Raw genomic sequence first — 21398 nt, forward strand, 5'->3', positions numbered from 1 at the left:
CCAGAAACAACAAGGCCCCGCCAATTGCGGGGCCTTCTGTTATCCATGCATCAACCCTTAGAGGGTGAAGCGCTGGGTCATATGGTGCAGGGTATTGGCCAGCTTGCTCAGCTCGACGCAAGCCTGGGCGATCTGATGAGCGCCCTGGGCATTCTCGTCAGCGGCATTGTGAATGTTGACGATGCTGCGATTGAGCTCTTCGGTCACCGCGTTCTGCTCTTCGGTGGCGGTGGCGATCAGGGTGTTCATGTCAGTGATGCGCACCACGGCACCGTTGATGGTCTCGATACTGGTACCGGCATCCCGCGCCAGACCGACACTCTCCTGCATCTGGTGACGACTCAGCTGCATGGCGTTGCCCGCCTCGGCGGCGCGGCTCTGCAAGAGCTCGATCATCTTGCTGATCTCGGCGGTGGAGTCCTGGGTACGCTGGGCCAATGAACGCACTTCATCCGCAACGACCGCAAAACCACGCCCCTGCTCACCGGCACGGGCCGCTTCGATGGCCGCGTTAAGGGCCAGCAGGTTGGTCTGACCGGCGATATCGCGGATTACATCCAGCACCACGCTGATGTTGGCGCTGTCGGCCTCCAGCTGCTGCACCACTGTGCCAGCCTGCTCAATCTTGACCGACACCTCTTCGATGCTGGCAATGGAGCTGCGTACCACTTCGCTGCCGGCAGCAGAGGTGCGGGAGGCATCCTTGGCGGCGCTCATGGCATCCGTGGTGTTGCGGGCCACTTCGTTGACGGTGGACTGCATCTCGTTCATGGCGGTCGCCACCTGGGAGACTTCGTTCTGCTGGATAGCCATGCCGCTGGCGGACTGGCTGGAGATGGCGCTCACCTCCTCCACTGCGCTGCTGAGTTGGCTCACGGAGCCGGCGATCTCGCTCACCAGATCGGAGAGGGAGCCCTGCATCCGGTTGATGGCGGAACCCAGCTGGCCCAGTTCATCGCGGTTGAAGCGGCTGTCACGGATCCACTGCTGCAGTTCGCCCTGACCCAGATCGCCATTGGCAATACGTTGGGCCTGACGGGCCAGCATGATCAGCGGGTCGCGGATCTGGCGGGTCAATACCACGGAGAGCACCACCACAAGGATCAAACCGATCACCAGTGCGATGGTGACGCTCAGGTTGGCGGATTGGTAAGAGGCGACAATGTCACTGCGGGATTCAGAGGCATAACCATGGTTAATCTGAATAAGGGAGGCCACTGACTTGCTCAGCGCGGTGTAAAGGGGAACCCCCTCCTCAAGGAAGATGCGTTGGGCTTCGGCAAGCTGATCGCTGTCTTGCAGCTGTTGGACTCGCTGGTGCAAGGCGACGTAACGATCCCAGTCAGATTTCACCGTATCGAAGGTACGGCGCTCCGCCACATCCTCAGGCCAGATCGTCTTGTCATGGGCAATCAGCTGCTGCGCGATCGCGTTAAGCTGTTGACTGGCAATATTCCGATATTCAGCCCTTTTCAGCGGCTCGGCAGCCACCACGAAATAACCCAGCTCATAACGACGCAACTCACCGAGAGAATCCCCGATCGCACTTGTGCGATTGACCGCAGGCAGGATGCTGTCGGTAAACCGGATGGCAACATCATTCATGTTGCCAAACTGGACAAGGGAAAAACCGCCGATAAAGGCGACCATCAAACCGAGCACGGCAAAGCCGGCGGTGAGTTTTTTACCTATGGTCATGGTACTGGTATTCATGGGATATCCTGGTGGTCGTTAAATTCGTAGCACTCGTCCGGTTCACGCCCTCCTGACATGAACTATCTGGCCACCTGTTCAGTGGCGCACCATCCAACCTTGATGAATATCTCTGAATTCCATGAGCGGCAGCGAGAGCCGTGAGGGGGCGCTAGAGTAACCGGATTGTGATGGTTCGGAAAGAGTCTGTCCGGTTACTTTTTGTAAGGTGAAAACGAGGGATTTATCGTACTCGATTAAATATACCGCTCAGATGAATAAATCGAAAAAATGCATAACGTTTGCATAAGGCAAGCCGCGCGGGTCAAGCCGTTGCAGGCCGCCACTCTCATCCGGAACCAATGAAAAACGCCAGCAATGGCTGCTGGCGTCTCGTTTATTCAGCGTTGCGGTTACAAAACAACCGCCATCTTATCCGCGCAGGCCGCCCAGAAACTCGGCCCGGGTATCGGGCTGGGTCTTGAACACCCCGCCGAGGGAGGTGGTGGTGGTATAGGAAGTGGAGTCCATCACTCCGCGCGCCTTGACGCAGTAGTGAGTCGCCTTGATGCTGATGGCCACATCCTTGGTGCCGAGCAGGGTCTGCAGCGCCAGCAAGATCTGCTGGGTGAGCCGCTCCTGCACCTGGGGACGACGGGCGAAGAACTGCACGATGCGGTTGATCTTCGACAGGCCAATCACCTTGCCCCGAGGGATATAGGCCACATGAGCCATGCCGTCGATGGTGACGAAGTGGTGTTCGCAGGTGCTGGTGAGGCTGATGTCCCGCACCATGATCATCTCGTCCACCTGCATCTTGTTCTCGATCACTGTCACCTTGGGGAAGGTGGAATAATCGAGGCCGGAGAAGATCTCGTTGACGTACATCTTGGCGATGCGGTGCGGCGTCTCGGCCAGACTGTCATCGGTCAGATCCAGCCCCAGCGTCTCCATGATGGAGCGCATATGGCCTTCGATCTTCTCCCGCTTCTGCTGGCTGTTAAGCTCGTTGGTGACCAGGGGGGTTTCCAGTCCCTGGGCTTCGAGGGCAGCCCTGACCAGCAAGGCTTCCGGACTTAAGGTTGTCATTATCTTCTCTCCCACGCTCAGGGACTGTGAGGGCAGCTCAAGGAGCAACCCCTTATGTTATTGCGGCGTACAGGGCCGATGGTATCGCTGTAATGGCCGCCACACGGGATGTGACGGCCATCTGTTATGGCGGCATAGTAAACGGCCATTGCCGCCAAGATTCAAGTCAACTTGTGCGTCACCTCATACTTTATGGCCATCTACCCCCGTTTTTGCGCCGATTACTCCGAGATTCCCTTGAGATAACCTGCCCATCCCCGGGGATTTTTGTGATAATCCCGCCTTCAATCATAGAAAGAGGTCATGACGATGGGATTTGATACCAGCGGACTACTCCCCTTAAGCGATGCCCTGCAAGGGATGCTGGAACAACTCGCCTGCTGCTGCGACAGCGAGCAGCAGCCCCTGCCAGAGGCCCTTGGCCGGGTGCTGGCCAGCGACATCGCCTCTCCCCTCGCCGTGCCCCCCTTCGACAACTCAGCTATGGACGGTTACGCCGTGCGCCTTTCGGATCTCACTGCTGGCACCCCGCTCATCATGGCGGGCAAAGCGTTTGCCGGTCAGCCCTATCAGGGCGAGTGGCCCGCCGGCCACTGCGTGCGGATCATGACCGGCGCCCCGGTTCCCGCAGGCACCGATGCGGTGGTGATGCAGGAAGAAACGCAGGCCGACGGCGATCGGATCACTTTTCTGGCACAACCCGAACCGGGCCAGAATATCCGCCGCGCCGGCAGCGATATCGGCAAGGGCGCCTGCGTGCTGCCCGCCGGTACTCGCCTCACCCCAAGAGAGATGCCGCTGCTGGCATCCCTCGGCGTGGCCACTGTCGCGGTGCGCCGCCCACTGAAAGTAGCCATCTTCAGCACCGGTGACGAGCTCAAACCGGTCGGCACCCCGCTTGCTCACGGCGATATCTATGACTCCAACCGCTACGGCGTGCGGGCCATGCTGGCGCGGCTGGGCTGCGACTGCCTCGACCTTGGCATTATCCCCGACGACCCCGCCCAGCTACGCGCCGCCTTTATCCGTGCCGATGAAGAGGCCGACGTGCTGATCACCACCGGCGGCGTTTCGGTAGGAGAAGCGGACTTCACCAAACAACTGCTGGACGAGCTCGGCGAGATTGGCTTCTGGAAGCTCGCCATCAAGCCGGGCAAGCCGTTTGCTTTTGGCCGTCTGCCCCGCACCTGGTTCTTCGGCCTGCCGGGCAACCCCGTCTCCGCCATGGTCACCTTCGATCAGCTGGTGCAACCGGCGCTGGCCAAGCTGGCGGGCCAGCACTTCGAGCGCCCGCTTCAGCTACAGGCCATTGTGGCCGAGCCACTCAAAAAGAGCCCGGGCCGACTCGACTTCCAGCGCGGCATCCTGAGTCAGGGACCGAACGGCCTCGAGGTGCGCAGCACCGGCTCGCAGGACTCTGCCGTGTTCAGCTCCCTGTCGCGAGCCAACTGCTACATCGTTCTTGAACGGGAACGGGGCTGCGTCGCCGCAGGCGAGACGGTCACCGTGGAGCCATTCGGGGGATTGCTGCTGTGAGCGAGATCCTGAGCGACGCCGAACTGCTGCGCTACAACCGCCAGATCATCCTCAAATCCTTCGACTTCGAGGGACAGGAGGCGCTCAAGCAGGCCCGTGTGCTGGTGATCGGCGCCGGTGGCCTTGGCTGCGCCGCCAGCCAGTATCTGGCGGTGGCCGGAGTCGGCCAGCTCACTCTGGTCGATTTCGACAAGGTGGAGCTCTCCAACCTGCAGCGTCAGGTGCTGCACAACGATGAGCGCATTGGCCACTACAAAGTAGACTCTGCCGCCCAGTCGCTGCATGCCCTCAATCCCTGGCTCAACGTCGAGACCCACGCTGCCGTGGCCGATGAGGCTCTGCTCGATACCCTACTGCCACGGCATCAGCTGGTTCTCGACTGCACCGACAACCTGACCATTCGCAACCTGCTGAATCAAAAAGCACGCCAGCACAGGGTGCCGCTGGTCAGTGGCGCCGCCATCCGGCTGGAGGGCCAGCTCTGCAGCTTCACCTGGCAGGAAGATGAGCCCTGCTACGCCTGCCTCAGCACTCTGTTTGGCGAGCAGGCCCTCACCTGCGTCGAAGCGGGGGTACTCGCCCCCGTGGTGGGTCTGGTGGGCAGCCTGCAAGCACTCGAAGCCATCAAGCTGCTGGCCGGCATGGGTAAGAACTACAGCGGCCGCCTGCTGATGATTGACGGCCTGAGCGGCACTTTCCGCGAGATGAAGCTGCCCAAGCGCCCCGACTGCCCGGTCTGCTCCCATCCTTGACGCAAACAGGATCAAAAAAGCCGAACCCTGTGGTTCGGCTTTTTGATATCTGTGCCTAACAACTCCTTCCTCAATGGGTCGTGAGGACCCGTTGCAACAGGTGGTTAAAGCCCGAGGGGTCTTCAGCGGGCCAGGCGTGGTGGCCGTTGGGAGTGTGGATGGTGGCGTTGGGCAAGGCGGCAAACTGCTCTACCCGTTTGGCCAGCGGCAGGTAGTCGTGACTGGTGGAGATGATGGCCACCGGCTGCCAGATGGAGCCGAGCCGGGCGCGCACCGACCAGCCCGGTAGCGCCTCCAGCAGCGCCTTGTAGGTTTTCTTTTTATTGCGCACGAAACGCAGCCGGAAGGTGTGGCGCACCTGCGCCAGATCCGGGCCCGGGAAGAGCTCGCGTCCCAGCCACCAGGCGAGGGGGCGCATGCCAAACCAGCGCAGCCACTTGAGACGCTGGGCGTAACGCTCCTGCTCTTTGGGTGTTTCCAGCAGAAACTCGCTAAAACCGTTGACCAGCACCAGCCCCTGCACCTTGTGGGGCAGTTGCAGCGCCAGCTCCAGCGCCACCATGGCCCCGAGCGACAACCCTACCACCCAGGCGGGGCCGGATTGCTCATCAAGCCAGCGCACTACATCTGCCGCCAGAGTGGCCACGTCAAACGGCCCTTCCTGCATGCTCTGGCCGTGGCCGCGCAAGTCCAGCGCCACCACCCGGTACTGTTCGGAAAACCGTTCGATCTGCGCCTGCCAGTCGAGGCTCGAGGAGCCCAGCCCGTGCAGCAGCAACAGCAAGGGGCCCTCTCCTGCGCTGCGCAGGGCAAGCCCGTTGAATTTCATCACCTGATTGCGGCGCATCAGTGTATTGCCTCTCGACTCATCACCTGAACCATCTCTCGTTGTTATGTTGCCCGTGGCCATCCTGCCACGTTATCAGCACGACGCCCAATCAGCCTTCGCTGACCAGACTCACCGCCTTGATATAAGCGTAGATCTGCTGCTCCGGCGCCAGCGCCAGCCGCCTGGCGGAGCGGCTGGTGATCCGAGCCAGCAGTATCTGCTCACCCAGCGCCAACTGCAACAGAGTCTGGCCGGGGCGAACCTCGCGCACCGCCAGCAGACGGGTGACGAGACAGTTGGAGAGACTGGAGTGCTCGATGGGTGCCGTGGCAATCACCACATCGCGCCCGGCCACCTTGATCTGCAAAGGGCCGCTCTCATCCGGCACCTGGGTCATGGTGACCCGCAGTTGCTGCTCACCAAGCTGCAGGGTCGCCATCTGCTCCTCTTCATCGTAGTGAGAGAGGGTCGCCGCCAGCATCACCCCGGCATCGTCACGGCTGGCGAGCGAGAGATCAGTGCGGGCGAAGATCTCGCTCGGCCGGCCTTGCGCCTCCACCCTGCCACCTTCCAGCAGCACCAGCTGATCGCAGAGCAGGCTCACCTCCTCCATGGCGTGACTGACGAAGATCATCGGGATACCGCTCTCCTGCTGCAACCCCTTGAGCACATGGGCCTGATGGATGCGGCTGCGCCGATCGAGCGCAGAAAAAGGCTCATCGAGCAGCAGCAGATCAGGCTCGGCCAGCAGCGCCCGCCCCAATGCTACACGCTGGCGTTGGCCGCCAGAAAGGGCATGGGCAGGTTGCCCCAGCAGATCGGCAAAGCCGAGCCGCGCCGCCAGCGCTTCGGGCTGCCAGCGCCCTCGCCCCTTGCGGGCCGCCAGTTGCAGATTGCCGAGCACCGTCAGATGGGGGAAGAGCCGCGAGTCCTGAAACACCAGCCCGATCCGGCGCGCTTCGGGCAGCAGTTGAGCATACTCCCGCTCGCACCACCATAAGCGATCCCCGTTTTGGCGATCGAGTCCGGCGATGATGCGCAGCAGGGTGCTCTTGCCACAGCCCGAGGGGCCGAACAGGCCTAGGATCCCCCCCAGCTCGAGGGTCAGTGCACAATCGAGGGTAAAGGGGCCAAACTCGCGCCGGGCATGGAGGCTCAGGGCATGGCGGTGCAGGGCGTTGTCTTGCGGAATAGTGGCTGGCTGGTTCATCCGAACACTCTCCGCTGTCTGCGCTGCAACACACCATAGACCAGCACCAGCATCACCAGCGAGAAGGCCATCAGGCCGCCAGCCAAAATATGGGCGTTCTGGTAATCCATCGCCTCCACATGATCAAACAGGGCGATGGAGAGCACTTGGGTCTCGCCGGGGATATTGCCGCCAATCATCAGCACCACGCCAAACTCCCCCAATGTATGGGCAAAGCCGAGGGCTGCCGCCATTACGAAGCTGGGCAGGGTCATCGGCAAGATGATGTGGAAAAAGCGCTCCAGCGGGCCGAGCCCCAGGGTCGCAGCAGCTTCCAGCTCCTTGTTGCCCATGTTGACGAAGGCGGAGGTGAGCGGCTGCACCACAAACGGCAGCGAATAGAGGATGGAGGCAAACAGCAGGCCGAGAAAGCTGAAGGCGAGCGGGGCGCCAAAGGTGTCGCGCCACCAGGCGCCGAAACCATATTCGGGGGAGAAGGCGAGTAGCAGATAAAACCCCAGCACTGTGGGAGGCAGCACCAGCGGCAGCGCCACCAGCGCCTCCACCAGCGGCCGCAGCCGGTTCTGACTGCGCGACAGCCACCAGGCCAGCGGCGGTGCCAGCAACAGCAAAATCGCTGTGGTGCAAGCCGCAAGCTTCAGGGTGAGCCAGACCGCCAGCAGATCCCCTTCACTCATTACCGACCTCCCGGTTGATAAATGCCCCCAACGGCATGGTCTCCATCCTTATTGCAAAGAGTGGCCGACCCGAAGGCCGACCACTCAGGGTATCGCATCAGGCCCATCCCCTTATTGGGGCAGGGCATAACCCGCAGCCTTGATCTGCGCCTGACCCGGCCCTTTGAGCCAGGCGACCAGTGCCTCCACCCCAGCCCCTTTCTTCAGTACCAGCCCCTGCTGCTCGATGGGGGGATAGAAGCTCGCAGGCACCGCCCAGGCTTCACCGGTCTTGCCGGCTTCCACCAGATTGGCCCAGGCGACAAAGCCCAGCTCGGCATTGCCGGTATCGACAAATTGCCAGGTCTGGCCGATGTTGGCACCGGTCAGCAGCCGGTACTTCTTGGGATCGATCTTGAGATGGGTGAGGGTCGCCATGGCGGCAGCACCATAGGGAGCTGTACGGGCATTGGCGATGGCGAGGTTGCCTTTCCAGCTACGCAGGGTCGCCTCGTCAGGGGCCGGCCCCCCCTTCTTCCACAGCCCCAGCTGGCCGATGGCGTAGGTGAAGCGATCGCTCCCCTTGCCCTCTTTTTCCAGCTTCTCGGGGGTCGCCGCATCGGCGGAGAGGAAGAGATCGAACGGTGCGCCGTGACTGATCTGGGTGTAGAGCACTCCGGTGGCGGCAGACGAGATTGCCAGGGTGTGGCCGGTCTTGGCGGTAAACTCCTTGCCAATACGCTCTATGGTGCCCTTGAAGTTGGCCGCCACAGCCACCTTCACTTCATCGGCCTGCACGGCACCGGTATGCAAGGTGGCGGCGCAGACGCCTGCGATGACAACAGATAACAGCGGTTTCATTCCCTTTCTCCTGATGGGGCTCGCACATCCGCGTCCCTTGGCGGGGCCGTGGTTCCCGTTGAACCTGCGCCCCTCGTGATGAACAGGTCAGGCTTGCCAGCGGGCAGCGGCGGCGTTGTCGCTCTCCTTGGCCTCGACCCAGCGTTGCACACCCTCGGCGGTCAGCTCTTTTTTCCAGAACGGCGCCCGGGTTTTCAAGAAATCCATGATGAAGTGACAGGCGTCAAAGGCGGCGTCGCGGTGGGCACTGCTCACCGCCACCAGCACGATCTGATCGCCAAGCCACAACTCGCCGATACGATGAATGAGGGTACACTCCTGCAGCGGCCAGCGGCGACGGGCCTCCTGCACGATATCGGCCAGCGCCTTCTCGGTCATACCGGGGTAGTGCTCGAGGGCCAGCCCCTTCACCTCCTCCCCCTGATTGAAGTCGCGAACCTTGCCAACGAAGGTGACGATGGCGCCACTGTCGGGGCGGGTGGCGAGACGGGCATATTCGTCCGCCAGCGAGAAATCCTCCCGCTGGACCAGAACGCGATCGGTCATGGTTGCCTCGCTCATCCTTAACCTCCAGTCACCGGCGGGAAGAAGGCCACCTCATCGCCATCATTGATGGGGGTATCGAGGGGCACCAGGGTCTGGTTGACCGCGACCAAGAGCTTGCCAGCTTCCAGCGCCAGCGCCCACTTGTCGCCGCGTTCACAGAGCGCCGAGCGCAGTTGTTCGGCAGTGGCGTAGTCGCACGGCAGGCTCAGCTCATCGCAGGCCACCAGCTCTCTTACTTGCGCAAAAAACAGTACCTTGATCATGCTTGCTCCCCGCTATTTGACCCCAGCTGAAAATGGCCGGACTTGCCGCCCTTTTTCTCTACCAGCCGCACCTGTTCGATCACCATGTCCTTTTGCACCGCCTTGCACATGTCGTAGATGGTCAACGCCGCTACCGACGCGGCGGTCAGCGCCTCCATCTCCACCCCGGTCTTGCCGGAGAGCTTGCAGAGGGTGCGGATATGCACCTTGTGCTGCTCGGGCAGCGGCACTATCTCCACCTCGACTTTGGTCAAGGCCAGCGGATGGCAGAGTGGGATCAGATCAGAGGTCTTCTTGGCGGCCATGATGCCGGCGATGCGGGCGGTGGCGAACACGTCCCCCTTGTGATGCTGGCCGCTCAGGATCAGCGCCAGCGTCTCGGGGGCCATGGCAACAAACGCCTCGGCACGGGCTTCACGCTCGGTCACCTGCTTGTCGGTCACATCCACCATATGGGCTTCGCCGCTCTGGTTCAGATGCGTCAGGTTGGGCTGGGTCTGCTTGGTATCGGTCTGGTTCATCACTTGCTCTCAGAGGTGGGAGACAAAGTTGCACGGCTTGGTGCGGGCATCGAGCTGATCGCGGATCAGTTGCTCCCAACCCAGCTGACAGGCGCCGGTGGAGCCGGGCAGACAGCAGATCAGGGTGCGATTGGCGAGTCCCGCCAGCGCACGGCTCTGCATGGCGGAGCCTTTAATCTCGGCAAAAGAGAGTTGACGGAACATCTCGCCAAAACCCTGTACGGTGCGTTCGAACAGCACACCGACCGCTTCCGGTACCCGGTTCTGTTCATTGAAGCCGGTACCGCCGTTAATCAGTACCACCTGCACCCCCTCATCGGCGATCCACTCGCTCACCCGCGCGCGGATGCGAAACAGGTTGTCCGGGCAGAGTGCCCGATCGGCCAGCTGATGGCCCGCGTCGGTAAGGGCCGAGACCAGATAGTCGCCCGAGCTGTCATCGGCGGCGGTGCGGCTGTCGGAAACCGTCAGCACGGCGATCTTGAGGGGAATAAATGCGTTGTGTTTCTGTCCCATCGGGCAGCTCCTTGTGGCTATGGGCCGTCAACGAGGCAGGAAGAGAAGGGGTATGAGAGGCCAGCTGTCAGGGCGCAAAAACTGACGCAGACAGGGGTGACCAACTTGCTCAAGCGTGTGACGGCGGGCTGATTCTATCAAAGGTTTCACGAGATATGGGATTTAAAAGACACACAAATCTGATGCTTGTCCCATATATGAACAAAATGCAGGCCGGGCAAACCCGGCCTGTCGTCGCAGGATCAGAACCCTTTCACCCCGGTCATGTCGGGCAGCTGGTGAGCTATCCCCTTGTGACAGTCGATGCAGGTACTTTCACCACTGGCCAGATTGGTAGAGTGCATCTTGGCGGCACGCTGCCCCTGCAGGGAGAAGTCCATGTACTCGAAGTTGTGGCAGTTGCGGCACTCGCGCGAATCAGTCTCTTTCATCCGCTGCCACTCCCGCTCCGCCATCTCGCGTCGGTGCGACTCGAACTTCTCGCGGGTATCCACCTTGCCGGTGATCATGCCCCACAGCTCCTTGGAAGCCTGCACCTTGCGGATGATCTTGTAGGTCCACTCGTGTGGTACATGGCAATCCGGGCAGCTGGCCCGCACGCCGGAGCGGTTGGCGTAGTGGATTGTGTCGCGGTACTCCTCGAACACGTTGTCCTTCATCTCGTGACAGCTGGTGCAGAAGGCTTCGGTGTTGGATGCTTCCATGGCGGTGTTGAAACCACCCCAGAAAATCACGCCACCGAAGAAGCCCATCAGCAGGATGACCCAGAGAGCCGCCTTCGATGGTGACTTGAAGGTGGTCCACAGACGCTGGATAAAGCCGGGTAATTTCATCTATGGATTCCTCAGTTCAGCGCTTCAACCGGTTTAAAGGTATTTTCCACCAGCGGCTTGGCATCCGCTTGCGGCACATGGCACTGCAGGCAGAAGTAGCGACGCGGCGACACTTCACCCAGGGTCAGGCCGTCGCGGGTCTCGAAATGAGTCGGACTGATCTTGGGAGCCTTCATGGCACTGGCATTCTTGAAGCTGTGGCAAGCCAGGCACTTGTTGACCTTGGTATCCACCTCGTAGTTGCGAATGTCGTGGGGGATCAGCGGCGGCTGATGCATGTACTGGCGATCGTAGGGCGCACCATCCTTGCGGAAGTTTTTCAGGGGCGCGGCGGTGGCATCGGTCACCAGATCGGTGGCGCCACGCTCGGACTTGAGGCCACCGGTACTGTTGGTGATCTCGGGGGCCGCTGCCATCAAGGATCCCGCCATCAGGCAGGCCAGCATTGCTCCAATCAGCTTTTTCATTATTTGTTCTCCGACGTTTTTTCTGCCTTGACGGCAAAACCTACAGTGATTTCAAAAACTTGTTCCGCGCAGACATCGATGCAGCGGCCACAGTTGGTACACTCCTGAGCCGCAATCAAGGGCCCGTGACCGCGCTTGGCACCGTGAACAGGCCCGCGCAGGATGGGACGCTCCGGGCAGACCGCATAACAATCCATGCAGTTGTTGCACCGCTCGCGCCCCTTGGCAGAAATCTTGATAAATCCGACCCGGTTGACCAGGGCATAGAAGGCCCCCACCGGACAAAGATGACCGCACCAGCCCCGCTCAACCACGAAAAGATCGAACAGGAACAGCGCCACCAGCAGGGCCCAGCCCGCCCCCATGCCAAACAGCAGACCGCGCATGGCGAACGACACCGGATTGACCAGCTCCCACGCCATCACCCCGACCACCGCTGGCACCACCAGCACCATGGCCAGCAGCCAGTAGCGGGTCGCACGGCTGAACTGGCCATTGCCCTTGAGGCCAAGTCGCCCCCTGAGCCAGGCTGCTGCATCCGTGATGAGGTTGACCGGACAGACCCAGGAGCAGAACACCCGCCCCCCGACCAGCCAGTAACCGGCCAGCACAATGGCAGCCCCCAGCCAGAGGGTGGTGATGGGCCAGTGACCCGCCGCCAGCGACTGCAACAGCGTGAGGGGATCGGTCAGCGGCACCGTCTCCAGCAACAGCGAGCTGGAGAGGTTGCCCTTGAGGATCCAGATACCCGCCAGCGGCCCCAGCAAAAACAGCCCGAGCACGCTGAACTGACTCAGCCGACGCAGCAGCAGGAAGCGATGGGAACGCCACCACCCCAGCTTGATGCGCGCCTCTTCCCCCGGATAACGACTCATAACCCCTCCGGTTTGCGTGTGGGCAGGGTGAGTCTGTCGCCGATGAGCGACTTGTTCCCCGCCTTGGCCTTCTCTTCCCAGCCGAGCCGGTAGTGATGACCCAGCTCACCTTTGGCAAGCTGGCGTGGCACCACCTTGATGGCCGCTTCCTCCAGCACGCAGGCATGCTCACACTTGCCACAGCCGGTACAGATATCGCTGTGTACCGTGGGCAGGAACATGGCGTGTTTGCCGGTACGCTGGTTATGCTGCAGCTCAAGAGTGATCGCCTTGTCAATCAGCGGGCAGACCCGATAACAGACATCGCAGCGCAGCCCCAGATAGTTGAGGCAGGTCTCGTGATCAATGAGCACAGCCACCCCCATCCGGGCCTGATCGATGTCGGTCATCTGCTGATCCAGCGCCCCGCTCGGACAGGCCACCACGCAAGGGATGTCATCACACATCTCGCAGGGCACGGTACGCGCCTTAAAATAGGGGGTACCAGTGGTCACAGGGTCAAACAGCCGGGCGAGCTGGAGGGTGTCGTAGGGGCAGGCCTCGACGCAGAGCCCGCAACGCACGCAGGCGCTGAGGAAATCTGCTTCATCGAGGGCGGCAGGCGGACGCAGCGCCTGGGCAGGCACAGCTTGTGCCTGCTGGCGTGCCATGCCGCCGAGCCCCACGCCAAGCAGGCCCACACCGCAGGCCCCCTTGGCCATGTCGGCCAGAAACTGGCGACGACTACGACTCATCTCGCACTCCCCCGCCTTAAGCCTTCATCACCTTGACGGCGCACTTCTTGTAATCGGTCTCTTTCGAGAGCGGATCGGTGGCATCCAGGGTCAGCTTGTTGACCAGCTGGCTCGCATCAAAGAAGGGCATGAAGACCAGTCCTTTCGGCGGACGGTTGCGACCACGGGTCTCGACACGGGTCTTCACCTCGCCACGGCGGGAAGAGACGATCACCTCTTCACCACGACGCACGCCGCGAGCCTTGGCATCGTCCGGGTGCATGAAGAGCACCGCATCCGGGAAGGCGCGATAAAGCTCGGGTACCCGACGGGTCATGGTGCCGGTGTGCCAATGCTCCAGCACGCGACCGGTGGAGAGCCACAGATCGTACTCTTTATCGGGCGACTCGGCGGCGGGCTCGAACGGCAGGGCGAAGATGACCGCCTTGCCATCGGGCTTACCATAAAAACGCACCCCCTCGCCCGCTTTCACATAGGGGTCGAACCCTTCACGGTAGCGCCACAGGGTCTCTTTGCCATCTACCACAGGCCAGCGCAGACCGCGCGCTTCGTGGTACTGATCGAACGGTGCCAGATCGTGACCGTGGCCACGACCGAAGGTGGCGTACTCCTCGAACAAGCCCTTCTGGACGTAGAAACCGAAGTGCTCGGCTTCGTCGTTCAGCATCCCCTTGCTCTGCTCTTTCGGGAACTGGTTGACCTGACCGTTGGCATAGAGCACGTCGAACAGGGTTTTGCCCTTCACTTCCGGCATCTTGGCAATCAGTTCAGCCGGCCACACTTCCTCAACCTTGAAGCGCTTGGAGAACTCCATCAGCTGCCACAAGTCGGACTTGGCCCCTTCCGGCGCTTTCACCTGCTGGTGCCAGAACTGGGTGCGGCGCTCGGCGTTGCCGTAGGCCCCCTCTTTCTCCACCCACATGGCGGTCGGCAGGATGAGGTCAGCGGCCTGGGCAGTGACGGTCGGGTACGGGTCGGAGACCACGATGAAGTTGCGCGGATCGCGATAGCCAGGCAGGCGATCGGTATTCATGTTGGGGCCGGCCTGCATGTTGTTGTTGCACATCACCCAGTAGGCGTTGAGCTTGCCATCTTTGAGCATGCGATCCTGCAGCACGGCGTGGAAACCCACCTTGTCGGGAATGGTCCCCTCCGGCAGTTTCCAGATCTTCTCGGCAATGGCGCGGTGTTTGGGCTCGGTCACCACCATGTCGGCAGGCAGACGGTGGGCAAAGGTACCCACTTCACGCGCGGTGCCACAGGCAGAGGGCTGGCCGGTCAGTGAGAAAGGACCATTACCCGGCTCGGAGATCTTGCCGGTCAGCAGGTGGATGTTGTAGCAGAGGTTGTTGGCCCAGACGCCACGGGTATGCTGGTTGAAGCCCATAGTCCAGTAAGAGACCACCTTCTTGCTCGGGTCGGCATAGAGCTTGGCCAGCTTTTCCAGCTTCTCTTTGGAGACGCCGGAGAGCTTGGAGACCGACTCCACATCGTAATCCGCCACGAACTTGGCAAACTCCTCAAAGGTCATCGGCGTGGCATCGCCGCTGTCCGGGTTCTTCGCTTTCTGCTGCAGCGGATCAGTCGGGCGCAGGCCGTAACCGATGTCGGTGACCCCCTTCTTGAACACGGTGTGCTTGTTGACGAAGTCCCAGTTCACCTTGTCGTTCTGGATGATGTAGTTGGCGACATAGTTGAGGATCGCCAGGTCGGTCTGCGGAGTGAACACCATGCCGTTGTCCGCCAGCTCGAAGCTGCGGTGTTCGAAGGTCGAGAGCACGTGCACCAGCACATCCGGGTTGGAGAGGCGACGATCAGACATCCGCGACCAGAGGATGGGGTGCATCTCGGCCATGTTGGAGCCCCACAGCACGAACGCATCGGCCTGCTCGATATCGTCATAGCAGCCCATCGGTTCGTCCATGCCGAAGGTACGCATGAAGCCGACGACCGCAGAGGCCATGCAGTGACGGGCATTGGGGTCAATGTTGTTGGAGCGGAAACCGGCCTTCATCAGCTTGGCGGCAGCGTAGCCTTCCCAGACGGTCCACTGGCCGGAGCCGAACATGCCGACGGCGGTCGGCCCCTTCTCTTTCAGGGTCGCCTTGAACTTCTCGGCCATGATGTCGAACGCCTGATCCCAGCTGATAGGGGCAAAGTCGCCATCCTTATCGAACTGGCCGTTCTTCATCCGCAGCATCGGCTGGGTGAGGCGATCCTGGCCGTACATGATCTTGGAGAGGAAGTAGCCCTTGATGCAGTTGAGGCCACGGTTAACCGGCGCATCGGGGTCGCCCTGAGTCGCCACGACCCGACCATCCTGAGAGCCCACCAGCACGGAGCAGCCGGTACCGCAGAAGCGGCAGGGAGCCTTATCCCAATGGATGGCCGTCTTGTCGGTACTGGTGATGAGATTGGCTGCCAGCGTGGGGGCACTGACACCGGCCACGGCAGCGGCAGCTGCCACCGCGTTGGCCTTCATAAAGTCGCGTCGACTCAGCTTCATGGCATATCCTCACATTGCTTATCGCGTAATAGTTGTCGAATCTGTCGAACGGGAGCCAGCCATCAGCCGCAGAGGGCACGCCCGGCATCCCATCACTCTTTTCAGTGACCGCCCAGTTCATCGAACTGGTGGTAAATCAGGGCGGCAGAGAGCACACCCGGCATCGCCTGTATCGCATCAATGGCCGCCATGATCGGCCGCTGGCTCGGACCTTCCAGGGTCACGACCAGCTTGCCCTCGTCACTGACGGCGTGGATCTCGGCCCCTTCAAGGGCGCCAATCTGCTCGGCGAGCTGATGGCGCAAAGGGGGCTGAGTCAGCACCACCAGACTCGATACATGGAACTCCTGATCCATTGTGGCTTCTGTGTCACACGGCTTCTGACTCATTCTGACTCCTGCTTGAGGGTGGGCTGGCTCGCACCACCGGATGGGGCGGCTCGCCCGTCGACCTTGATGCTGCCAACCGGACAATCCTTCACACAGGCGCCGCAGCCATTACAGCGATCCGGCTCGACCGTCGGGGTGGGCACACGCCCCAGCACCGGAATAAAACGAATGGCATTGGGCTCACAGCTGTCCTGACAGCGCTGGCAGAACACCTGACCATTGGCCAGACAGTTGGCCTCGATATGGGCCTTATAGTGCCAGGGAGACTCGCTGGTCGGGCGAAACAGCGGCACCTTGCAGACCGTGACGCACTCGGTACAGAAGGTGCACTCGCCACGCTGGAAATCGACCACCGGAAAACCGCCCTCGCCATTCACCAGGATCTGCTCCGGACAGGCGGCCAGACAATCCCCGCAGCGGGTGCAGTCGGCGACAAATGCCGACCAGTTGACTGACCAGGGCAACTGCACCGGCGGTTCGGCAGTTCTCAGCCGCCCCCGGAACAGGCCGCGGCGGGCAAGATCGATCTCATCCGGCATGTTGACTCCTGTTCTGGTGAAAAAGGGGACAGTGCGAGTCCATGATTGGCATTCTTGATACCAATTATAAGAGTGGGTGTATATTGCGGCCCTGACAAGGTAAGGGATATACCACCAGGGAGATAAACAGGGGGGATTCTTGCGCCAGATCAAAGCCTTGCAGCGCAATAAAAATGGAGGTATCGGTTAAAATACCTCCATGTGAGGATTGCTATTTAATCGTTGGCGATTTTTTGCGGCTATCCGCCGATCGAGGCGAGATGAGGGGTGATGCCGGCATTGCCCTCATGGAGACGATGGGTAGCACTCTTGCCCGCCAGTGCCGCGCGAATGCGCTGTTGCAGCTCATCAGATTGCCTATCTGCGCCGAGCAGATCCCGCAAGTCGATGCCGTTGTCGCCAAACAGGCAAAGATGCAGCTTCCCCAGCGAGGAGACCCGCAGCCGGTTGCAACCGGCACAGAAATCCTTGCTGTAGGGCATGATGAGCCCCACCCCACCTTGCGAATCGGGGTGCATAAAGACCTGCGCCGGACCGTCATCCGTGCCCCGCAACTGCTGCACCCAGCCGCTCTCCAGCAAGCGCTGTTTGATCTGCTCGCCGCTGACATGGTGGTCACGAAACAGGGTATCCATCTCGCCGGTCTGCATCAGCTCGATAAAGCGCAGCTCGATGGGCTTGTACCTGATCCAGCCCAGAAAGGCATCAAGCTGGTAGTCGTTGAGCCCCTTGAGCAGCACAGCATTGATCTTCACCGATTTGAAACCGGCGGCCAGTGCTGCTTCGATCCCCTCCATCACCTCGGCCAGCTTGTTCTCACCGGTGATCTGATGAAACTGGCGCGGGTCGAGACTGTCGACACTGACATTCAGCGCGTTGAGTCCTGCATCAAACCACTCCTGAGCCCGCTCCTTGAGGCGATAGCCGTTGGTGGTCATGGCGACCTTCTCGATACCCGGGGTGGTGGCAATCACCTTGACGATCTCGGTGAAATCGCGGCGCAGGGAGGGCTCGCCCCCCGTGATGCGCACCTTGCGGGTGCCCATGGCGGCAAAACCGCTGACCACGCGGCGGATCTCGTCAATCGAGAGAAAGGATTGACGCCCCGTTTTGTGACCTTCGGGGGGACGATAACCGTCAGGCAGGCAATAGGTGCAACGGAAATTGCACACATCGGTCACTGACAGACGCAAATAGTAAAAACGACGGGAAAAACCATCTTCAAGTGGCAACATAAACACCTTTCCAAATACGGGAGGCCAGGGCATTTCTTTCCTGACCCTTACAGCTCGAACGTCGGCTGACGGCTGGTTTCCCCCTATCGCTAGGACTTAGGCAAAACCGCTCGGAGTTCATCTAGTTTTTCGATGCTAACACAAGTTGGAGTACACTCCCACGCATCTTGCGGGGTCCTTATCACTATTCAGAGGTGCGCATCAGTATGGGAAAACGGTTCAGGGTCCATTCGGTCAGCAGTGCCATTGGCCGCGCCATGGTGTTGATCCTCTTTATGGCCAGCCTGATCGCGCTGGTCGCCATGGTCACCCTCTTCTACTCGGTACCCGATGCAAAGGCTATCAACCTCTCCGGTTCGCTGCGGATGCAAGCCTACCGGATGGCCTACGAAATCGAGCGGGGCGACAGCGTGCTGGGGCGCCTCTCCCAGTTTGAAGAGACCCTGCACGCCGAAGAGCTGCAGGAGACCCAGCGCTGGATCACGCCTGCCTCCCTGCGTCGCACCTATGGCGAGGTGCTCGGCCAGTGGCAGGTGATGCGCCAGCACATCGAGGATCGCACCCCCAGACGGTACACCGATAACACCGAGCAGTTTGTGGCGGCCATCGACAATTTCGTCAATCAGATGCAGTACCACGTGGAATTCAAGGTACGGATGCTGGCACTGGCGGAGGGGCTCGGCCTGCTGGCCATCATCACCATCGCCTGGTTCACGGTGCGCTTCACCCGCCAGCAGGTGGTCGCCCCTCTCAACCAGCTGGTCTACTGTGCCCGCCAGATCCAGCGGCAGGATTTCGATCTTCAACTGCCCGCCCACGGCGAAAATGAGCTGGGGGAGCTGTCGCGCGCCTTCGTCACCATGGCCGACGAGCTGGGTAAGCTCTATCGGGAGCTGGAAAACAAGGTGGAAGAGAAAACCGCCAAGCTGCAACAGGCCAACGACACCCTCTCGTTTCTCTACTCGACCGCCCAGAAGCTGCACGCCGCCCCGCTCAGCACCCGTACCCTCATCAAACTGCTGGACCGCGCCGCCGCCCACCAGCATATCGACCATATCCGGCTGACCCGCTTCGAGCACAACGCCATGCCGGTCTACATCTCGGGGCGCACCGGCTGGCCCGGCGATCTCGATGCGGTCGCCAGCTTCTATCTGCAGATGGATGAGCAGGAGTTCGGCCGCCTCGACATCATCAGCCAGCACCCCATCGATGAGCGGTTGATCAAGAACTTCACCATGCTGCTGGCCCAAGTGCTGCACAAAGACCAGACCCTGCTGCAACAGCAGCGACTGCTGCTGATGGAGGAGCGGGCGGTGATCGCCCGGGAGCTGCACGACTCGCTGGCGCAGGCCCTCTCCTATCTCAAGATCCAGTCCACCCTGCTCAAGCGCTCTTACGCCAAGGGGCAGCATGACAAGGCGCAGGAGGCGATGCAGCAGATCGACGAGGGGCTTAGCAATGCCTATACCCAGTTGCGCGAACTGCTCGGTACCTTCCGTCTCACCATTGGCGATGCCAATCTGGGGGAAGCGATCCGCGTCATGCTTGATCAACTGCAGCCTCAGACCCAGGCCGAAATCCGGTTCCATTACGGACTGGCCGACAACGACCTGGAGGCGGGCCAGCATATCCACATTTTGCAGCTGATCCGTGAGGCAGTGCTCAATGCCATCAAACATGCCAACGCGCAAGTGATTGATGTTAGCTGTGAGACCCTCGCCAGTGGTAACATCGAGGTTCAGATTTCAGATGACGGTGTCGGGATCGGACTCGCCAGCTCGGCGATCAACCATTACGGTTTGAGCATCATGAACGAGCGCGCCAGCAAACTGCACGGTCTGCTGACCATCAACGAGCAGCAACCACAAGGCACCTGCGTGCATCTGACCTTTCCCACCAGTCTAGCGAGAGACGCCTGATGGACGAGATGAAATACAGTGTTCTGGTCGTAGATGACCATCCCCTCATGCGCAAAGGGATTGTGCAGTTGTTGGCTCTGGAAGAGAACATGGAAGTGACCGGTGAAGCCTCCAACGGCACAGACGCCGTGGCGCTGGCCAAAGAGTCAGAGCCAGATCTGATCCTGCTCGATCTCAATATGAAAGGGCTCTCCGGCCTCGATACCCTCAAGGCGCTGCGGGCCGAAGAGATCACCTCCCGGGTGGTGATCCTCACCGTCTCCGATGCCCGTCAGGATGTGGTAGCCCTGCTCAAGGCGGGTGCCGACGGCTACCTGCTCAAGGATACCGAGCCTGATCTGCTGCTGGCCCAGCTGGCCGACGTGATGACCGGCAAGCAGATCCTGAGCGAACCGCTGCGCCCCTATCTCGAAAACATCTACGAGCTGGATCACCTGCAGCAGAAGCTGGAAAGCTTAACGCGTCGCGAAATGCAAATCCTGCGCGAAATTGCAAAAGGCCTCTCCAACAAACAGGTCGCCTCGGTACTCCATATCTCCGAGGGAACGGTCAAGGTTCACGTGAAGAGCCTGCTGAAGAAACTCGAGGCGCAAAGCCGCGTGGAAGCGGCTGTCATGTATCTGGAGCAGCGCAACTAAGCGCTCTCAACCGCCCGAAAAGCCACCCTCCGGTGGCTTTTTTCATTCTCTGGCACAGTCGCTGCATTGTCATATTCAGCAACTACTCAATGGAGGATGGAACATGAAACTACAACCTTTGGCACTGTTCCCCTTGCCTTCCCACATACTGCCGGGCGGCAAGCTTCCTCTGCGTCTGTTCGAGCCACGCCACCTGCAGATGCTCAAGGAGTCATTCATCAACGATCAGGGCTTTGGCATCGTGATGGAAGAGTCGACCACCTCGGGACAATCCGGCCGCATTCTGCCGGTGGGCACCCGGGTCAAGGTGACCGACTTCTACACCCTTAATGATGGCCTGCTAGGAGTGACGGTACTGGGACTGGAGCGCTTCTGCATCCACGAGATGGAAACAGACGAGATGGGCCTGCGCCGGGCCAAGGTGGAGATGCTGCCTAACTGGCCGAGCACTCACTCAGATTTCAACGACAAGCTGCTGGTCAATCGCCTGCGGGAAGTGTTCGAGCAGTATCCGGAGCTTGATGAGCTCTATCCGGACAAGCGTTTTGAAGATGCCGCCTGGCTCTGCCAGCGCTGGCTCGAGATATTGCCGATGCCGATTTATGAAAAGCAGATGCTGATTGCCAAACAAAACAGCGAAGCGGCCCGTAAATTTCTGCATCGCCTGATTTCACAATGACAAAAACAGCGTTGCAAAATGCAATTATTCCAACAATGAAAATGTGAAATTCGCATTTTGCGAGTAAGTAGGAACGCAAAACGCCATAACAAGAGAGAGCCGCTGCGCTAAAC

Annotated in this window: 23 protein-coding genes and 1 riboswitch; of the genes, 5 read left to right on the top strand and 18 right to left on the bottom strand. The window is 60.6% G+C overall.

What is annotated here, in order from left to right; all coding sequences use genetic code 11:
- Positions 1-57: 57 nt before the first annotated feature.
- Entirely contained in the window at positions 58-1713 is a 1656-nt protein-coding gene (locus NOM06_RS14760; RefSeq protein WP_201947832.1) for a methyl-accepting chemotaxis protein, read from the bottom strand.
- 411 nt (positions 1714-2124) lie between these two features.
- A complete protein-coding gene (gene folE, locus NOM06_RS14765) occupies positions 2125-2781 on the bottom strand; it encodes a GTP cyclohydrolase I FolE (protein WP_005334419.1) in 657 nt (218 codons plus the stop codon).
- Positions 2782-3090: 309 nt separating this feature from the next.
- On the opposite strand from folE, the gene moeA reads away from it, so the two are divergent.
- Positions 3091-4317, top strand: a complete 1227-nt coding sequence (moeA, locus tag NOM06_RS14770; RefSeq protein WP_305120799.1) for a molybdopterin molybdotransferase MoeA — start codon at positions 3091-3093, stop codon at positions 4315-4317.
- Positions 4314-5069 carry a molybdopterin-synthase adenylyltransferase MoeB gene (moeB, locus tag NOM06_RS14775; RefSeq protein ID WP_255912121.1) on the top strand — a complete coding sequence of 252 codons (756 nt, stop codon included), beginning with the start codon at positions 4314-4316 and terminating at the stop codon, positions 5067-5069. Before moeA ends, moeB begins: the two co-directional genes overlap by 4 nt.
- 70 nt (positions 5070-5139) lie before the next feature.
- On the opposite strand, the gene NOM06_RS14780 is transcribed toward moeB, so the two are convergent.
- The 16 genes from NOM06_RS14780 to moaA form a co-directional block, all read right to left on the bottom strand.
- Positions 5140-5916 (bottom strand): alpha/beta fold hydrolase, encoded by a 777-nt coding sequence (locus NOM06_RS14780; RefSeq protein ID WP_255912122.1) that lies wholly within the window; start codon positions 5914-5916, stop codon positions 5140-5142.
- 91 nt (positions 5917-6007) lie between these two features.
- A complete protein-coding gene (gene modC / locus NOM06_RS14785) occupies positions 6008-7108 on the bottom strand; it encodes a molybdenum ABC transporter ATP-binding protein (RefSeq protein ID WP_255912124.1) in 1101 nt (366 codons plus the stop codon).
- A complete protein-coding gene (gene modB / locus NOM06_RS14790; RefSeq protein WP_005361814.1) occupies positions 7105-7785 on the bottom strand; it encodes a molybdate ABC transporter permease subunit in 681 nt (226 codons plus the stop codon). Before modB ends, modC begins: the two co-directional genes overlap by 4 nt.
- A 111-nt stretch (positions 7786-7896) precedes the next feature.
- Positions 7897-8625 carry a molybdate ABC transporter substrate-binding protein gene (modA, locus tag NOM06_RS14795; RefSeq protein WP_255912126.1) on the bottom strand — a complete coding sequence of 243 codons (729 nt, stop codon included), beginning with the start codon at positions 8623-8625 and terminating at the stop codon, positions 7897-7899.
- An 87-nt stretch (positions 8626-8712) separates the two neighbouring features.
- Positions 8713-9186, bottom strand: coding sequence for a molybdopterin synthase catalytic subunit MoaE (gene moaE / locus NOM06_RS14800; RefSeq protein WP_255912128.1), 474 nt, complete (start codon positions 9184-9186; stop codon positions 8713-8715).
- A gap of 2 nt (positions 9187-9188) precedes the next feature.
- Positions 9189-9434: a molybdopterin synthase sulfur carrier subunit gene (gene moaD / locus NOM06_RS14805; protein WP_040065190.1), complete on the bottom strand. Its 246-nt coding sequence runs from the start codon at positions 9432-9434 to the stop codon at positions 9189-9191.
- Positions 9431-9955, bottom strand: coding sequence for a cyclic pyranopterin monophosphate synthase MoaC (moaC, locus tag NOM06_RS14810; protein WP_101530463.1), 525 nt, complete (start codon positions 9953-9955; stop codon positions 9431-9433). Before moaC ends, moaD begins: the two co-directional genes overlap by 4 nt.
- A 9-nt stretch (positions 9956-9964) precedes the next feature.
- On the bottom strand, positions 9965-10471 hold the full coding sequence (moaB, locus tag NOM06_RS14815; protein WP_005344126.1) for a molybdenum cofactor biosynthesis protein B: 507 nt from the start codon (positions 10469-10471) through the stop codon (positions 9965-9967).
- A gap of 242 nt (positions 10472-10713) precedes the next feature.
- Positions 10714-11304, bottom strand: a complete 591-nt coding sequence (locus tag NOM06_RS14820) for a cytochrome c3 family protein (protein ID WP_005353459.1) — start codon at positions 11302-11304, stop codon at positions 10714-10716.
- Between the two features lie 11 nt (positions 11305-11315).
- Positions 11316-11771, bottom strand: a complete 456-nt coding sequence (locus NOM06_RS14825; RefSeq protein ID WP_005334452.1) for a nitrate reductase cytochrome c-type subunit — start codon at positions 11769-11771, stop codon at positions 11316-11318.
- Positions 11771-12646, bottom strand: coding sequence for a quinol dehydrogenase ferredoxin subunit NapH (napH, locus tag NOM06_RS14830; RefSeq protein ID WP_255912130.1), 876 nt, complete (start codon positions 12644-12646; stop codon positions 11771-11773). Before napH ends, NOM06_RS14825 begins: the two co-directional genes overlap by 1 nt.
- Positions 12643-13380 (bottom strand): ferredoxin-type protein NapG, encoded by a 738-nt coding sequence (napG, locus tag NOM06_RS14835; protein WP_255912132.1) that lies wholly within the window; start codon positions 13378-13380, stop codon positions 12643-12645. Before napG ends, napH begins: the two co-directional genes overlap by 4 nt.
- Positions 13381-13396: 16 nt before the next feature.
- The gene (gene napA / locus NOM06_RS14840; protein WP_255912133.1) at positions 13397-15886 is read right to left on the bottom strand and encodes a nitrate reductase catalytic subunit NapA; all 2490 of its coding nucleotides are present in this window, start codon (positions 15884-15886) and stop codon (positions 13397-13399) included.
- A gap of 101 nt (positions 15887-15987) precedes the next feature.
- Complete coding sequence (locus tag NOM06_RS14845) at positions 15988-16242, bottom strand: chaperone NapD (RefSeq protein WP_031227438.1); 255 nt, start codon at positions 16240-16242, stop codon at positions 15988-15990.
- 29 nt (positions 16243-16271) lie between these two features.
- A complete protein-coding gene (gene napF, locus NOM06_RS14850) occupies positions 16272-16814 on the bottom strand; it encodes a ferredoxin-type protein NapF (protein ID WP_255912134.1) in 543 nt (180 codons plus the stop codon).
- A 239-nt stretch (positions 16815-17053) separates the two neighbouring features.
- Positions 17054-18049, bottom strand: coding sequence for a GTP 3',8-cyclase MoaA (gene moaA, locus NOM06_RS14855; protein ID WP_255912135.1), 996 nt, complete (start codon positions 18047-18049; stop codon positions 17054-17056).
- Positions 18037-18177, bottom strand: a riboswitch (molybdenum cofactor riboswitch). Its footprint overlaps the gene before it by 13 nt.
- Positions 18178-18255: 78 nt before the next feature.
- Here moaA and narQ point away from each other — a divergent pair.
- From narQ to NOM06_RS14870, 3 genes are all read left to right on the top strand, one after another.
- A complete protein-coding gene (gene narQ, locus NOM06_RS14860; RefSeq protein ID WP_100653336.1) occupies positions 18256-19968 on the top strand; it encodes a nitrate/nitrite two-component system sensor histidine kinase NarQ in 1713 nt (570 codons plus the stop codon).
- Positions 19968-20606 (top strand): two-component system response regulator NarL, encoded by a 639-nt coding sequence (gene narL / locus NOM06_RS14865; protein WP_033136243.1) that lies wholly within the window; start codon positions 19968-19970, stop codon positions 20604-20606. The genes narQ and narL overlap by 1 nt, the downstream gene beginning before the upstream one ends.
- A 103-nt stretch (positions 20607-20709) precedes the next feature.
- Positions 20710-21285: an LON peptidase substrate-binding domain-containing protein gene (locus NOM06_RS14870; protein ID WP_005334473.1), complete on the top strand. Its 576-nt coding sequence runs from the start codon at positions 20710-20712 to the stop codon at positions 21283-21285.
- Positions 21286-21398 lie beyond the last annotated feature (113 nt).

This window comes from Aeromonas sp. JL9, assembly GCF_024436075.1.
GTDB classification, from domain to species: domain Bacteria; phylum Pseudomonadota; class Gammaproteobacteria; order Enterobacterales; family Aeromonadaceae; genus Aeromonas; species Aeromonas veronii.